The organism is Mycobacterium sp. 852014-52450_SCH5900713, from assembly GCF_001667075.1.
Classification (GTDB): domain Bacteria; phylum Actinomycetota; class Actinomycetes; order Mycobacteriales; family Mycobacteriaceae; genus Mycobacterium.
In genome coordinates this window covers 78,683-93,718 of record NZ_LZIL01000034.1, presented here as the reverse complement: position 1 = coordinate 93,718, position 15,036 = coordinate 78,683, and the positions used below count along the sequence as shown (strand labels likewise).

Annotated in this window: 11 protein-coding genes, 1 tRNA gene and 2 pseudogenes; 5 read left to right on the top strand and 9 right to left on the bottom strand. The window is 67.3% G+C overall.

Annotated features, from left to right (window positions below; all coding sequences use genetic code 11):
* Positions 1–6: 6 nt before the first annotated feature.
* The 3 genes and pseudogenes from pyk to A5773_RS09215 form a co-directional block, all read left to right on the top strand.
* Entirely contained in the window at positions 7–1,425 is a 1,419-nt protein-coding gene (gene pyk, locus A5773_RS09225; RefSeq protein ID WP_066953177.1) for a pyruvate kinase, read from the top strand.
* A gap of 25 nt (positions 1,426–1,450) precedes the next feature.
* Positions 1,451–2,326, top strand: coding sequence for an acyl-CoA thioesterase II (locus A5773_RS09220; protein WP_156664367.1), 876 nt, complete (start codon positions 1,451–1,453; stop codon positions 2,324–2,326).
* A 401-nt stretch (positions 2,327–2,727) separates the two neighbouring features.
* Positions 2,728–3,726: pseudogene (locus A5773_RS09215) on the top strand (bifunctional lysylphosphatidylglycerol flippase/synthetase MprF); the annotation flags it as partial.
* Between the two features lie 83 nt (positions 3,727–3,809).
* Here A5773_RS09215 and cydC read toward each other — a convergent pair.
* The 6 genes and pseudogenes from cydC to A5773_RS09185 all read right to left on the bottom strand — a co-directional run bounded on the left by cydC (position 3,810) and on the right by A5773_RS09185 (position 11,781).
* A pseudogene (cydC, locus tag A5773_RS09210) lies at positions 3,810–5,509 on the bottom strand (thiol reductant ABC exporter subunit CydC).
* Complete coding sequence (cydD, locus tag A5773_RS09205) at positions 5,496–7,085, bottom strand: thiol reductant ABC exporter subunit CydD (RefSeq protein WP_067264980.1); 1,590 nt, start codon at positions 7,083–7,085, stop codon at positions 5,496–5,498. The pseudogene cydC and the gene cydD overlap by 14 nt, the downstream one beginning before the upstream one ends.
* A gap of 98 nt (positions 7,086–7,183) precedes the next feature.
* Positions 7,184–8,224, bottom strand: coding sequence for a cytochrome d ubiquinol oxidase subunit II (gene cydB, locus A5773_RS09200; protein ID WP_066953167.1), 1,041 nt, complete (start codon positions 8,222–8,224; stop codon positions 7,184–7,186).
* A gap of 34 nt (positions 8,225–8,258) precedes the next feature.
* Positions 8,259–9,731, bottom strand: coding sequence for a cytochrome ubiquinol oxidase subunit I (locus A5773_RS09195; RefSeq protein ID WP_066953165.1), 1,473 nt, complete (start codon positions 9,729–9,731; stop codon positions 8,259–8,261).
* Between the two features lie 89 nt (positions 9,732–9,820).
* Positions 9,821–10,411: an HdeD family acid-resistance protein gene (locus A5773_RS09190; RefSeq protein WP_156659508.1), complete on the bottom strand. Its 591-nt coding sequence runs from the start codon at positions 10,409–10,411 to the stop codon at positions 9,821–9,823.
* Positions 10,412–10,440: 29 nt separating this feature from the next.
* A complete protein-coding gene (locus A5773_RS09185; protein WP_066953336.1) occupies positions 10,441–11,781 on the bottom strand; it encodes an adenylate/guanylate cyclase domain-containing protein in 1,341 nt (446 codons plus the stop codon).
* 212 nt (positions 11,782–11,993) lie between these two features.
* Here A5773_RS09185 and A5773_RS25965 point away from each other — a divergent pair, with 212 nt between their 5' ends.
* Positions 11,994–12,182 (top strand): hypothetical protein, encoded by a 189-nt coding sequence (locus A5773_RS25965; RefSeq protein WP_156659506.1) that lies wholly within the window; start codon positions 11,994–11,996, stop codon positions 12,180–12,182.
* A gap of 327 nt (positions 12,183–12,509) precedes the next feature.
* Here A5773_RS25965 and A5773_RS09180 read toward each other — a convergent pair.
* Positions 12,510–12,586: transfer RNA gene (locus tag A5773_RS09180), tRNA-Leu, on the bottom strand.
* Between the two features lie 113 nt (positions 12,587–12,699).
* On the opposite strand from A5773_RS09180, the gene A5773_RS09175 reads away from it, so the two are divergent.
* Positions 12,700–13,317, top strand: coding sequence for an ANTAR domain-containing response regulator (locus A5773_RS09175; protein ID WP_197505468.1), 618 nt, complete (start codon positions 12,700–12,702; stop codon positions 13,315–13,317).
* Positions 13,318–13,330: 13 nt separating this feature from the next.
* Here the strand turns inward: A5773_RS09175 and A5773_RS09170 are convergent, their stop codons facing one another.
* Together A5773_RS09170 and A5773_RS09165 are read right to left on the bottom strand one after the other, a co-directional pair.
* Positions 13,331–14,527, bottom strand: a complete 1,197-nt coding sequence (locus tag A5773_RS09170; protein WP_067264986.1) for a lipid-transfer protein — start codon at positions 14,525–14,527, stop codon at positions 13,331–13,333.
* Positions 14,527–14,967, bottom strand: coding sequence for a Zn-ribbon domain-containing OB-fold protein (locus A5773_RS09165; protein ID WP_066953157.1), 441 nt, complete (start codon positions 14,965–14,967; stop codon positions 14,527–14,529). The genes A5773_RS09170 and A5773_RS09165 overlap by 1 nt, the downstream gene beginning before the upstream one ends.
* Positions 14,968–15,036: the final 69 nt, after the last annotated feature.

The following is a 15,036-nucleotide window of genomic DNA, read 5'->3' as shown; positions in this document are numbered from 1 at the left end:
GTCGGCGTGAGTAGACGCGGGAAGATCGTCTGCACCCTTGGCCCTGCGACAAATTCGGACGAGCTGATCCTGGCGCTGGTCGAGGCGGGAATGGACGTCGCCCGGTTGAACTTCAGTCACGGCGACTACTCCGACCACAAGGCCGCCTATGAGCGGGTACGGGCCGCTTCCGACACCACCGGCCGCGCGGTCGGTGTACTCGCCGACCTGCAGGGCCCGAAGATCAGGCTGGGCCGGTTCGCCACCGGGGCCACGTACTGGGCCGACGGCGAAACCGTGTGCATCACCGTCGCCGACTGCGAAGGCAGCCACGACCGCGTGTCGACCACTTACAAGAGGCTGGCGACGGACGCCGCGGTCGGTGACCGGGTGCTGGTCGACGACGGCAACATCGGGCTGGTCGTTTCAGGCATCGATGGCGACGACGTGATCTGCACCGTCACCGAAGGTGGCCCGGTCAGCAACAACAAGGGCATGTCACTGCCGGGGATGAATGTGACCGCTCCGGCCTTGTCGGAGAAGGACATCGAGGATCTCACGTTCGCGCTGGACCTCGGTGTCGACCTGGTCGCACTGTCCTTCGTGCGCTCGCCGTCCGACGTCGAGCTGGTGCACGAAGTGATGGACCGGGTCGGGCGGCGGGTGCCGGTGATCGCCAAGCTGGAAAAGCCGGAAGCCGTGGACAATCTGGAAGCGATCGTGCTGGCCTTCGACGCCATCATGGTGGCCCGCGGCGACCTCGGCGTCGAGCTGCCGCTGGAAGAGGTGCCGCTGGTGCAGAAGCGGGCCATCCAGATGGCCCGGGAGAACGCCAAACCCGTCATCGTGGCGACCCAGATGCTCGACTCCATGATCGAGAACTCCCGGCCGACGCGCGCCGAGGCGTCCGACGTGGCCAACGCCGTGCTCGACGGCGCCGACGCGGTGATGCTGTCCGGCGAGACGTCGGTCGGGAAGTACCCGCTGGCGGCCGTGCGGACCATGTCGCGGATCATCTGCGCCGTCGAAGACAATTCCACCGCCGCTCCGCCGCTGACGCACGTGCCGCGCACCAAGCGCGGGGTGATCTCCTACGCCGCCCGCGACATCGGCGAGCGCCTGGACGCCAAGGCGCTGGTCGCCTTCACCCAGTCCGGCGACACCGTCAAGCGGCTGGCGCGCCTGCACACCCCGCTGCCGCTGCTGGCCTTCACCGCGTGGCCCGAGGTCCGCAGCCAACTTGCCATGACGTGGGGCACCGAGACGTTCATCGTCCCGATGATGACCTCCACCGACGGCATGATCCGCCAGGTCGACAAGTCGCTGCTGGAACTCGGTCGCTACAAGCGCGGTGATCTGGTGGTGATCGTGGCCGGCGCGCCACCTGGCACTGTAGGGTCGACCAACCTCATCCATGTGCACCGGATCGGTGAGGACGACGTCTAAGCAATTGAGCCAAGGAGAGGCCGCAATCAGCACCGATTCCGACTTCAAGGAACTGCTTGCGACCCTCGACCTCAATCGGGTCGACGACGACCGTTTCATCGGGTCTCATCCCAGCAAGAACCCGCTGCGGACGTTCGGCGGGCAGCTGATGGCCCAGTCGTTCGTCGCGAGCAGCCGCTCGCTGGCCCGCGACGACCTGCCGCCAAGCGCGCTGTCGGTGCACTTCATCAACGGCGGTGACACCGCCAGGGACATCGAATTCCACGTCACCCGGCTGCGTGACGAGCGGCGCTTCGCCAACCGGCGCGTGGACGCGGTGCAGGACGGCGTTCTGTTGTCCTCGGCGATGATCTCTTACATGTCCGGCGGCCGCGGCCTCGAACACGCCGTCGACCCGCCGCAGGTGGGCGAGCCCGAGACGCAGCCGCCGATCAGCGAGCTGCTTCGCGGCTACGAGGAGACCGTCCCGCACTTCGTCAACGCGCTGCAGCCGATCGAGTGGCGCTACACCAACGACCCGGCCTGGGTGATGCGCGAGAAGGGCGACCGGCTTCCGCACAACCGGGTGTGGATGAAGGCCGGCGGCACCATGCCCGACGACCCGGTGCTGCACACCGCGACCATGGTGTACTCCTCGGACACCACGGTGCTGGACTCGGTGATCACCACCCATGGACTGTCGTGGGGTTTCGACCGCATCTTCGCCGCCTCCGCCAACCACTCGGTGTGGTTTCACCGGCAGGTCGACTTCGACGACTGGGTCTTGTATTCGACGTCGTCGCCGGTGGCCGCCGATTCGCGCGGGCTCGGCACCGGCCACTTCTTCGATCGCTCCGGGCAGCTCCTCGCCACGGTGGTCCAAGAAGGAGTGCTGAAATACTTTCCGCCCGCCCGCCGATAGACAGGGCGGAGTACCCGCAGGACATCGCGGTGAAATCGGCCCGTCAGGGCCGGTATCGCGCGTAAGTTTTTAGCTGCCGGGTATTCGGTGCAGAGGCGGCAAACAGCCGCCCAGCTGGGATTTCAGCGCATCGGGAGGTGAGTGTGAGCGGGCCGTTGGTCGACGTCTCTGCGAAGGCGCGCGCGCGGGAACGCGTGGTCGTCTCGGTCCATTCGCGGGCGGCCCGGCTGATCGGTGCGCTGGCGCTGTTGAGCGCCACCTGCTGGCTGGCCGAAATCCTTGTCCGCCACCATCACCAGCCGGCGTGGCACTACACCGATCGGTTGGCCTGGTCGCTGACCGTCCTGGTCGCGGTGACGTGGATCGCACGCGGCATCTTCCTGGGGCGTCCCGTGACGGCCATGCACGCCGTCGCGGCGTTGTTGTTCGTGCTGGCCGGGCTGGGCCTGTACGTGCTGTCCTTCGATCTTCTCGGCGACCTGGTGATCGCCAGCTCCGGCATGGTGTTGATGTGGCCGACGTCGTCGCATCCGCGTCCGGAGGATCTGCCCCGGGTGTGGCAATTGATCCAGGCCACCCGGGATGATCCGCTCGCGCCCTTCGCGATGCAGACCGGTAAGAGTTACCACTTCACCGCGGACGGCACCGCCGCGCTGGCCTACCGGACGCGCCTGGGTATCGCCGTGGTCGGCGGTGACCCGATCGGTGACGAGTCTCGATTCCCTGAGCTGGTCGCCGACTTCGCCGCCATGTGCCATACCCACGGCTGGCGAATCGCGGTGGTCGGTTGCGGCGAGCGACGGCTCGAATTGTGGAACGACGCCGCGGTGCTCGGACAGTCGCTGCGGGCGGTGCCGATAGGGCGTGACGTCGTCGTCGACGTCACCGGTTTCGACATGGTGGGACGCAAGTTCCGCAACCTGCGCCAGGCGGTGAAGCGCTCCCACAACTGCGGCATCACGACCGAGATCGTCGGGGAGCAGGAACTCAGCGATGAGCAACTGGCCGAGCTGACCGAGGTGGTCCGCGCGTCGAGTAAGGCGGCCCACACCGAGCGCGGATTCCACATGAACCTCGACGGCGTGCTGGAGGGCCGGTTCCCCGGCATCCAGCTGATCCTCGCCCGGGACGCCTCGGGCAAGGTGCAGGGATTCCACCGCTACGCGACCGCCGGTGGCGGCAGCGACATCACGCTCGACGTGCCGTGGCGCCGGCGCGGAGCCCCCAATGGCATCGACGAACGCCTCAGCGTGGACATGATCATGGCCGGCAAAGAGAATGGCGCCCAACGGCTTTCCCTCGCGTTCGCCGCGTTCCCGGAAATCTTCGACGAGAAGAATCGCAGCCGCATCCAGCGCGTCTTCTATCGGTTGATCCATGTCCTCGACCCGCTGATCGCGCTCGAGTCGCTGTACCGCTATGTGCGCAAGTTCCACGCGCTGGACTCCCAGCGCTACGCGCTGGTCTCCATGACTCAGATCGTTCAGTTGTTGATCGTGTTGCTGTCGCTGGAGTTCATGCCGCGCCGGCGTCACCTCTGAGCGCACCGAGGTGCAGTTCGCGACACCCGATGCTTTCGGGCAGGTGGTGGGTGGCCACCACCACGGTCCGATCGGCCGACATCAGCGGGGAATTCGGCCCCAGCAGGTCGCGGAGTATCGGTTCGGCGTCGGCGGCATCCAGGTGTTCGGTCGGCTCGTCGAGCAGCACGATCCGGGCGGGCGAGAGCATCGCCCGCGCCAGTAGCAACCTCCTGCGCTGACCGCCCGAAAGCGCCTGCGCGCCACCGGTCAACACCGTCGACAGGTTCTCGGGCAGACCGGCGAGCCAGGCGCCCAGCCCGACCGCGCCCAGCGCGACCTCCAGTTCGGCGTCCCGGCAGTCGCCGCGGGCCACCAGCAGGTTGTCTCGAACCGTGGTGGCGAAGATATGCGCGTCCTCGGCGAAAAAGCTGACGGCGCCGCGCAAGTCGTCTTCGTGGAAGGCGGTCAGATCGGTGCCGCCGAGCCGCACCCGCCCCTCGAGCGGCGGAAGCAGCCCGGCGAGCGTCATCAGCAGCGTGGTCTTGCCGCACCCGCTGGCGCCGGTGACCGCCAGCCGGGCACCCTGGGGCAGCTCCAGCGTGATGCGGTTCGAGCGGGCGGCTCCGGCGTGCCCGGCCCGAATGTTGGCGGACAGCGCGGCGCCGGGGCGCGGTTGGGCCGCAGGCGATTCGGGCTGATGCGGGCGGTCGCTCACCGTCAGGTCCAGCAGGCGGCGGGCGGCGATGCGCGATCGCGTCAGCTGGACCGCGGCGGCGGGCAAGGATGTCATCGCCTCGAAGGCGGACAGCGGCAACAACATCAGGACGGCGAGCGTCGTGGGCGCGACCGAAGGGGCCAGCCAGATACCGGCCACCACCGAGCCGAGCACGCTGGCCCCGATTGCGGCCGTCGGCGCGGCCTCGGCGAGGGCGGCAGGCCTGGCGGCCGCGTCGAGCGCCGCGCCCCACGCGCGTTGGCGGCGTTGCGATTCGGCGATGATGCGGGGGAGCAGGCCGGCGACACGGAGCTCGGGTGCGTGTTCCAGAGCGATCATCGCAGATGTATCGCGGTCGGAATGATGCTGCCGGGCGAGGCTTTCCTGGCTGGCCGCGGCCCTCGCCGCCGACCGCGGTGCGACGAGGCCCGCGACCAGCAGGCAGATCGCCAGTACCGCCGCCGCCGGCAGCGAGATGGCCGCGACCACCACGGTCGCCGCCAGCCCCAGCACCGCCGCGACCCCGATCGGCACCACGGCACGCACCAGCACGTTGGCCAGTTCTTCGACATCGGAGCCCACGCGGGTGACGAGCTCGCCGCTGTGCAGCCGGACGGCGGCCGCCGCCGGCCCGTGGGCCAGCCGGTGATAGATCCCCGCCCGGGCGGTGCCGGCCGCGCGCAGCGCGGCGTCGTGGGTGACCAGCCGCTCGCAGTAGTGCAACACCCCCCGCGAAATCGCGAAAGCGCGCACCGCGACGGCCGCGACCGACAGGTCCAGCACCGGCGGCATCTGCCAGGCCCGCGTGATGAGCCAGGCCGAGACACCGGCCAGTGCGAGCGCGCTGCCCAGCGAAAGCACACCCAGCGCGATCGCCGCAAATAGCCGGGGAAGTCGGGGCCGCAGCAGGGGCGCGGCCGCCAACAGCGGATCAGGCCGGGACATAACGCACCCCACTGTCGGCGACCACCTCGACCACCCGGTCACCGATCGCCAGAACCGGTGCGCGGTGCCCGACAACGACGACGGTCGCACCCGAACGGGCGCGCTCCACGATGGCCCGCAACACGCGTTCCTCGGCGTTCGCGTCGAGGTGCGCGGTGGGCTCGTCGAGCAGCAGCACGGGCGCGGACGATCCGAGCGCTCGGGCGAGGCCGAGCCGTTGCCGCTGCCCCAGTGACAGGCCGACGCCGCCACGGCCGAGCACCGTGTCCAGCCCATCGGGCAGTTCGGCCAGCACCGTATCGAAATCGGATGCTGCACAAGCCGTTTCGAGGTGGTCCAGCTCGCCGAACAGGACCAGGTTGTCCCGCACCGTGCCCGGGACGAGCGCCGGGCGCTGCGGAAGCCACGACAACTGCCGCCACCAGGCGCCCGGCTCCAGATCGGCGACGTCGACGCCGGCCACGGTGACCCGGCCCGAGGACGGGACGGTGACCCCGGTGATCGCCTGCAGGGTCGTGCTTTTGCCGGCACCGTTGCGCCCGGTCAGCACCGTCACCGCGCCCGGTTCGATGAGCCCGGCGAGGTCGTGCGGCGCGTTGCCGTCGCGACCGGCGACGCTGAGCCTGTCGAGGCGGATTTCCGCCCCGCGGGCGGTGACCGTCTCACCTCGGGCCTTTGCTGGGGCTGGCTCGCCGATGAGGGCAAAGGCCTTGTCTGCGGCGGTTCTTCCGTCCTGTGCGGCATGGAATTCCACGCCGATGCGGCGCAGCGGCCAGTAGACATCGGGCGCCAGCAACAGCACAGTGAGGCCGGTCGCGAGCGTCATCTCGCCGAACACCAGGCGGAATCCGATCCCCACCGCGATCAGAGCCACGCCCAGCGTCGCCAGCAGTTCCAGCACCAGTGCTGACAGGAACGCGATCCGGAGCGTCGCCATGGCCGAGCGGCGATGGGCGGCAGCCAGTTCGGCGATGCGGCGCTCCGGGCCCCGACCGCGTCCCAGCGCCCGCAGGGTGGGGATGCCGGCGATGAGATCGAGCAAGCGCCCCTGCAGTGTCGTCATCGCGGCCAGGGCCGCCGCCGACCGGTCGGCGGTTGCCAGCCCGATCAGGACCATGAAAATCGGTATGAGCGGCAAGGTGATCGCCACGATCGCCGCCGATTTCAGGTCGTAGAGAGCGATGACGGCGACGGTGGCCGGGGTGAGGATCCCGGCGAGCAGCAACGTGGGCAGGTATCCGGTGAAGTAGGGGCGTAGGCCGTCGAGGCCTCGCGTGACCACCACCGCGGCGGCATCCCGCTGGCCGGCGAGCTCACCGGGCTGGCGGGCGGTCACCGCCGTGAGCACCTGACCGGACAGATCGGCGATGACCGCGCTGGCGCCGCGTTGACCCAACCGGGCCTGCAACCAGTGCGCCAACGTGCGAAGGGTCCACAGCAGCAACAGGACCGACAGCGGCACGAGCCAGACGCGCAGGCCGTGCGCCGAGCGATCGCTGACGGCTCGGGCAACCACACCCGCCAGCACGATCGCCGAGCCGACCGCGCAGCCGGAGATCACCGCCCCGCAGCACACCGTCGCGGTCAGGTAGCGGCGCAGGGCGCTAGATGCCTGCCACAGTCGCGGGTCCAGTGGGCCCCGCGCTCTCGAGCCGGGCGGCGAATCGGTCGCGCTCAGGGCACCCGCCTCGCCAGGCCGATGGACGGCGGTATCCGGTCCGCCGAGATCCGTTGCCGGAACACCCAGTACGACCACGCTTGGTATACCACCGTCAGCGGAGCCATGAACGCGGTCACCCACGTCATGACCTTGAGGGTGTACGGCGTCGACGAGGCGTTGTAAATCGTCAGGCTCCACTGCTTGTTCAGCGTGGACGGCACCAGGTTCGGGTACAGCGCGCCGAACAACAGGATTACCACCGCAACAACGACGGCCGCGGTGCAGGCGAACGCCCAGCCGTCGGAGATGCGCCGCCACACCAGCAACACCGCCGCCAGCTGCGCCACCACGGCGGCGGCGAGTACCAGCCAGGTCCAGCCCTTGCCGTAGGCCAGTTGTGTCCAGATGCCAAAGCCCGCAACCAGTCCGGTCACCGGCAGCGACAGCCAGACCGCCAGCCGGTGGGCGTCTTCGCGGATGGCCCCGGAGGTCTTCAGCGAGATGAACACCGCTCCGTAGAGCAGAAACAGTCCGGCCGTGGCCAAGCCGCCCAGCAGCGTGTAAGCGTTGAGGACGTCGGTGATCGACAGGTTGACCTGCCCGTCGGCGTCCACCGGCAGGCCGCGGACGAGGATGGCGAAGGCGACGCCCCACAAAACGGCGGGCAGCCAGGAACCGGCGGCGATGCCGAAATCGGCCCAGCCGCGCCACTTTGTGTCATCGACCTTGCCGCGCCACTCGATCGCCACGGCGCGCAGGATCATCCCGAACAGGATGGCCAGCAGCGGCAGGTACAGGGTGGAGAACACGGTGGCATACCAGCCGGGAAACGCGGCGAACATGCCCGCGCCACCCACGATCAGCCACACTTCGTTGCCGTCCCAGACCGGGCCGATGGTGTTGAGCGCCGTGCGCCGAATGGGTTCGGCCTCGCCGATTCCCACGCGGGCGAGCGGTTCCATCAGCATGCCTACGCCGAAATCGAAGCCCTCCAGAACGAAGAAACCGAGGAACAGCAACCCGATGATGCCGAACCACAACTGCTGGAGTCCCATCGGTCAGCCCCTTTCTGAGTTTGTCGGTCCCGGCCTAGTAGGCGAACGAGAGCGGCGCCACCTCGTCGTCATGGGGTGCCGGCGGGGGAGCCGGTTCGGCGTCGTGTTCCCGCGGCCCTTCGGTGACGTACCGCTTGAGCAGCCAGAACCAGATGACCGCGAGCACCGCGTAGACGAGGGTGAACGTCACCAGGGAGGTGACGACCATGCCGGGCGCATGGTGTGAGACGGCCTCACGGACGGTGAACCGAACCTGTTGGTCGCCGGTCGGATTCGGTGCGACGATCCAGGGTTGCCGTCCCATTTCGGTGAACACCCACCCGGAAATGTTCGCCAGGAACGGCGTGGGAATGGTCAGCAGCGCCAGCCAGGAGAACCACCGCTGGTTGGGCACTCGGCCACCGCGGGTGAGCCAGAGCGCGGCCAGCGCGAACAATATCGGAACGGCCAGGAACCCGATCATCGCGCGGAACGACCAGTAGGTGACAAACAGGTTGGGCCGGTAGTCGTTTGGGCCGAATCGTTGCTCGAAGTCCTGCTGGATATTGCGCACGCCCTGCAACGTCACGTCGCTGGTCCGTCCCTCCGCGAGGAACGGCAGCACGTAGGGGACCTCGATGACGCGGGTGATGCTGTCGCAGTTGTTGTGCGTGCCGACGGTGAGAATCGAGAAGTCGGGGTCGGTCTCGGTGCCACACAACGACTCCGCCGACGCCATCTTCATCGGTTGCTGGACGAACATCAGCTTGCCCTGGCGGTCACCGGTGAAGAACAGGCCGACGGCCGCGAGCAACACCACCCAGCACCCCAGGACGGCCGCCGGCCGAAACATGGAGCGCGCGTCCGATTCCGCGGCGGGGGTGGCGGTCGCCGGGCGGCGCGAACGGACCAGGAACCACGCGCTGATGGCCGCGACGAACGTCGCAGCGGTCAGCAATGCACCGGTGACCGTGTGGGTAAACGCCCACCGCGCAGTGTTATTGCCGAGCAGCGCGGTGATGCTGTCCAGCTCGGCACGATGTGTTGCCGGGTTGTAGTGCGCGCCAACTGGATGCTGCATGAACGAGTTCGCGACGATGATGAAGAACGCGGACACATTGACGCCGATCGCGACGATCCAGATGCAGGCCAGATGGATCAGCTTCGGCAGCCGTCCCCAACCGAAAATCCACAACCCGATAAAGGTGGACTCGAAGAAGAAGGCGAACAGGCCCTCCATGGCCAGCGGCGCGCCGAAGATGTCGCCGACGAACCGCGAATACTCGCTCCAGTTCATGCCGAACTGGAATTCCTGGACGATCCCCGTCGCCACGCCGATGGCGAAGTTGATCAGGAACAACTTGCCGAAGAACTTGGTGAGCCGGTACCACGCGGTGTTATCCGTGACCACCCATACCGTCTGCATGACCGCAAGCAGGGGCGCCAAACCGATGGTGAGCGGCACGAAGATGAAGTGGTAGACGGTAGTGATACCGAACTGCCACCGCGAAATATCGACGACATTCATCTGTCATCTCCCGAGACTGCAGAGCCGTACGACACGGCTACTACGAAGTGTAGTAGAAGAGCCAGGGGCGGCGCTACTTCAGAGCCGCCTCAGGGGGTCAGTGTCTTCGAGGCCTTGCGGATGCCGAAGGACGACACGATCTCGAAGATGCCGAGGACCACGAACCAGACCCCGACCACCAGCGCCAGCGTGACAATCGATTCGAGCGGTGACGCCAGGACGACGATGCCGGCGAGCAGACTGATGAGGCCGATGAAGATCGCCCATCCCCGCCCCGGCAGGTGCGGGTCCTGAATGGCCGAGACCGTCGTGGCGACGCCGCGGAAGATGAACCCGATGCCAATCCAGATGGCTAACAACAGGATTGCGTTGCCGAAATGGCGGAATGCCAAGATTGCCAGGATCAGCGACGCCGCGCCGCTGATGAACAATAAGATCCGGCTGCCCGCCGAGACGTGCAGGCTGAACGCGAAGATCACCTGCGCAACACCGGTGATCAGAAGGTAGGCGCCGAAGAAGATGGCGGCAACGACGATGGTTCTTCCGGGCCAAGCCAAGATCAGTACACCGAGGGCCAGCGACAGAATTCCCGACAACAGGGTCGATTTCCACAGATGCGGCAACAAACTTGGAGCAGGGGGAGATCCAGGTGTGGTTTGCATGGCCGCAGTGTGACACAAACGCTGCCTTGGGTATAGGGCACTTTGGGCTACACGTGGGCCGTGCGCGAATCCCCTGCCAGCAGATCGGTGGTTTCCTCGGTGGTTTCGCCGGCCGCCTTGCGCCCGATCAGATACCAGGTGCGCATGAGGCCTTTGCCCTTGACGTCGATGTGGCCGCGCTCCTGCAGCACGAAGTCGTCCTTGAGGCGCTCGTACATGGCTTCGGGCACCTGAATTCGGCCGACCGAGTCGGTGGATTCCATCCGGGACGCGACATTGACCGCGTCACCCCACACGTCATAGAAGAAGCGCCGGGAACCAACCACGCCGGCGACCACCGGTCCGCATGCCATGCCCACCCGCAGCGGAACCGCGTTGCCGTGCGGATCCTGCAGTCCGGCCGCAACATTGGCCATGTCGAGCGCGAAGTCCGCGAGGGCCTGCGCGTGGTCGGACCGGGCGCGCGGAACGCCGCTGACCACCATGTAGGAGTCGCCGCTGACTTTGATCTTCTCGAGTCCGTGCCTGTCCACCAGTGCGTCGAAGGCGCTGTACAACCGGTCCAGGAACCGCACCAGGTCGGCCGGGGCCGTGCCGCTGGCCCGCTCGGTGAATCCGACGATATCGGCGAACAGGACGGAGGCGTCGTCGAACTTGTCGGCGATGACGCTGCGGTCTGGCTCCTTGAGCCGCTCGGCGATGCTGGCCGGCAACATGTTGGCCAGCAACGCCTCCGAACGCTCGTACTGCGTTTCCATCATGGCCTCGGCGCGCGCGGTGTCACGCAGGGCGAACCACACCGTCACGACCACCATCACGACGCTGGAAATCGCCGTGACGATGAAACCGGTCGATTGGGCCCAGGCCGGCTGCAGCCCGGTGTCGCGGGGGACCAGGAACTCGACGGCGACGATGAGGCCGGCGGCGATGGCGGCCAGCGCGGACGCCAGCACGATGTGTTCGATCCCCAGTAACAACACGACGATGCAGGCGCCCACCAGGAAGAAGAACTGGGCGCCCGACCCGGTGCCGACGTCCACGCAGCTGGCAACGACGGACACGTACGCCGCGCCCATAAAGGTAAGCGGGGCAACCAGTTCGCCGAATCGCTGCAGCCACGGGACCATCGCAAAGATCATCGCGCCGAGGATGTTGATCGAGCTGACCTGCCACAGCCAGGTGCCGCCCAGGATCTGCACGAGCACGAAGCTCACGCTCACCATGACGGCCAGCCACGAGGTGATAGTCAGGATCCGGGCCCGGCGGGCGGCGCTGGCGGCGTAGTGCTGATTGCGGTCGCGGGTCTGCGCCCGCACTGCGGCTACGCAGTCCGGGCGTCTCGCCGAGCCGGCTGACACGGGTGGGGCGCCGCACTTCTTAGCCGCCACATTCAAAAGCGTAACCGCTGAGCTCGGTTCGTGGGCCAGTCAATGGGTCCCGACGACGCGCCGGATGCCCGTCGACAGGCTGGCGCTTCGGGGCATCGGAAAATTAAAAAAAGATTTTCCGCTGAAGGGGTTTACAAAATTATCCGACGTGTTATTAAACATATGTCGGGCTGTGATGTGGGTCATGTGTTCCTCTAATGCGGGGGTGCGGTGTGGCAAGTCTCAGCAGCAGGATCGGGATCGCGCTAATGCTGGCGTGCACCGCGGCGGCAACCCCCGCCTGTGGGGTCGGATGCGGCGGGGCGGGCTCGTTGTTGCGGGTGGCCACCGACTCGATGCAGAACGATCCGATGCAGGTCAACGTGGTGCACTCGGAAGAACAAGTGTGCATTAGCCGCTAACGCGGCAGTCGCAACCCGGCCGCGCTTGGCGCGTCATAGGTCGCTGATTGGCGCCTCGGCGGGGCCCCGAAAATGGCATGAATTCATCGTGTAACCGGCGCGATTCTATTTGAATGCAACTGTGCCCTTTATTGCGCGCGGTATTTAAATTCGGGCGAGTTCATACCTTTGGCACGGATTTTCCGCATTTAACAAACCTGGGGCTTGGAGGCACCGGTTTCGCGGGGATGCCGGGCCGGGGTCACCTCAGCTGGCATCGGTAGGCGAGGCAACTCGATCCGGGCCACCGGTACGCCCTGACGGGCCGTTGCTTGTCTGTCCCGCCTGTGGTGCCCTCGGTGGGATTCGAACCCACACTGGACGGGTTTTGAGTCCGTTTCCTCTGCCAGTTGGGATACGAGGGCTTACTCGGCCTCCTACCTTAGAGGCAGCCTCCCACCATAGAGGATTCGGCGTAGACACCCTTCTCACCGCCCCGAGGTCGCTGGCCTCGCACGTTCACGAGAGAATGTCCGTCATGACAGGCCCCACGACCGACACCACCGACGCCGCTGTGCCGCGCCGGGTCCTGATCGCGGAAGACGAAGCGCTGATCCGAATGGACCTCGCCGAGATGCTGCGGGAGGAGGGTTACGACATCGTCGGGGAGGCCGGCGACGGACAGGAGGCCGTCGAGTTGGCCGAACGACATCGGCCCGACCTCGTGATCATGGACGTGAAGATGCCTCGCCGCGACGGGATCGACGCGGCGTCCGAGATCGCCAGCAAGCGCATCGCACCAATCGTGGTGCTGACCGCGTTCAGCCAGCGCGATTTGGTCGAGCGCGCCCGCGATGCCGGGGCGATGGCCTACCTGGTGAAGCCCTTCACGATCAGCGACCTGATTCCGGCGATCGAGTTGGCGGTCAGCCGCTTCAGTGAGGTCACCGAGCTGGAACGCGAAGTGGCGACGTTGTCCGAGCGGCTGGAGACCCGCAAGCTCGTCGAACGCGCCAAGGGCCTGCTGCAGACGAAGCAGGGCATGACCGAGCCCGAGGCGTTCAAGTGGATTCAGCGCGCCGCCATGGACCGGCGCACCACGATGAAGCGGGTCGCCGAAGTCGTCCTGGAAACCCTCGACACCCCCGACGAGTAGCCCTGCGCGTCGTTCAGCGCGCCACGATCACCGACGAGCCGTGTCCGAACAGGCCCTGGTTGGCGGTGACGCCGACGGTGGCGTTCTCCACCTGCCGGCCGGTCGCCTGACCGCGCAGCTGCCAGGTCAGCTCGCAGACCTGCGCGATGGCCTGGGCGGGGATGGCCTCGCCGAAGCAGGCCAGACCGCCCGACGGGTTGACCGGGACCTTGCCGCCGATGGTGGTCGCGCCGCTGCGCAACAGCGCCTCGGCCTCGCCCTTGGGGCACAGCCCGAGGTGCTCGTACCAGTCGAGCTCGAGCGCGGTCGACAGGTCGTAGACCTCGGCCAGGCTGACATCCTCGGGCCCGATGCCCGCCTCGGCGTAGGCCGCATCCAGGATCTGATCCTTGAACACCCGCTCCGGTGCGGGCACCGTGGCGGTGGAATCCGTTGCGATGTCTGGTAATTCGGGCAGGTGCTGCGGGTAGCGGGGGGTGACCGTGCTGACCGCGCGCACCGATGGGACGCCGTCGAGCGAGCCGAGGTGCTTGCGGGCGAACTCGGCGCTGGCGACGATCAGGGCCGCCGCACCGTCGGAGGTGGCGCAGATGTCGAGCTGTCGCAACGGGTCGGCCACCACGGGGCTGGCGAACACGTCGTCGGCCGAAGCTTCCTTGCGGTAGCGGGCATTCGGGTTCTGCAGGCCGTGCCGCGAGTTCTTCACCTTCACCTGGGCGAAGTCCTCGGCCGTCGCGCCGTAGAGGTCCATCCGGCGACGCGCCAGCAGCGCGAAGTACACCGGGTTCATCGCGCCGATCAGGTGGAACCGCTGCCAGTCTGGGTCGTTCTTGCGTTCTCCGCCGACGGGAGCGAACGCGCCCTTCGGGGTGGTGTCGGCGCCGATCACCAGCGCGACGTCGCAAAAACCGGCCAGGATTTGGGCCCGCGCGCTCTGCAGCGCCTGGGAACCGCTCGCACACGCGGCGTAGCTCGAGCTGACCGGGACGCCGTTCCAGCCCAGCTTCTGGGCGAACGTCGACCCGGCGATGAAGCCCGGGTAGCCGTTACGGATGGTGTCCGCGCCGGCGACCAACTGGATCTGTGTCCAGTCCAGGCCGGCCTCGGCCAGCGCGGCGCGCGCGGCGACCACCCCGTACTCAGTGAAGTCGCGGCCCCACTTGCCCCAGGGGTGCATGCCGGCGCCGAGAATGTACAGCGGTTCGGGCATCAGGCAATCCTCCACGCATAGACGAGGCGCTGTACGCCGTCGTCGTCGGTGAACAGCGGCATGGTGGTCAGCTCCATCTCCATGCCGACCTTCAAATCGGCGGCCAGCGTGCCCTCAACCACCTTGCCCAGCACGATGATTCCCTCGTCGGCCAGCTCGACCGCGGCGATGGCGAACGGCTCGAAGGGATCCGGGGCCGGGTAGGGCGGTGGCGGCGGATACCGGTTCTCGGTGTAGCTCCACAACGTTCCCCGGGTGGACAACGCGACGGGCTCCAGTGTGTCGCTGGCGCAGCCCGGGTTGGGGCAGTTGTTCTCGCGCGGCGGGAAGACATAGGTGCCGCACTCGGGGCACTTACCGCCGATCAAGTGGGCGCTTCTGGTGGCGTCGATGGCGAACCATCCGTCGATAGCGGGCTCTTGGCTGGTGACCTCTGGCACTCGGCCAGACTACCCAGCCCCGATACAAAACTGAAACGTGTTGCAGTTCTGGCCCCGGGTGGTTGGGGC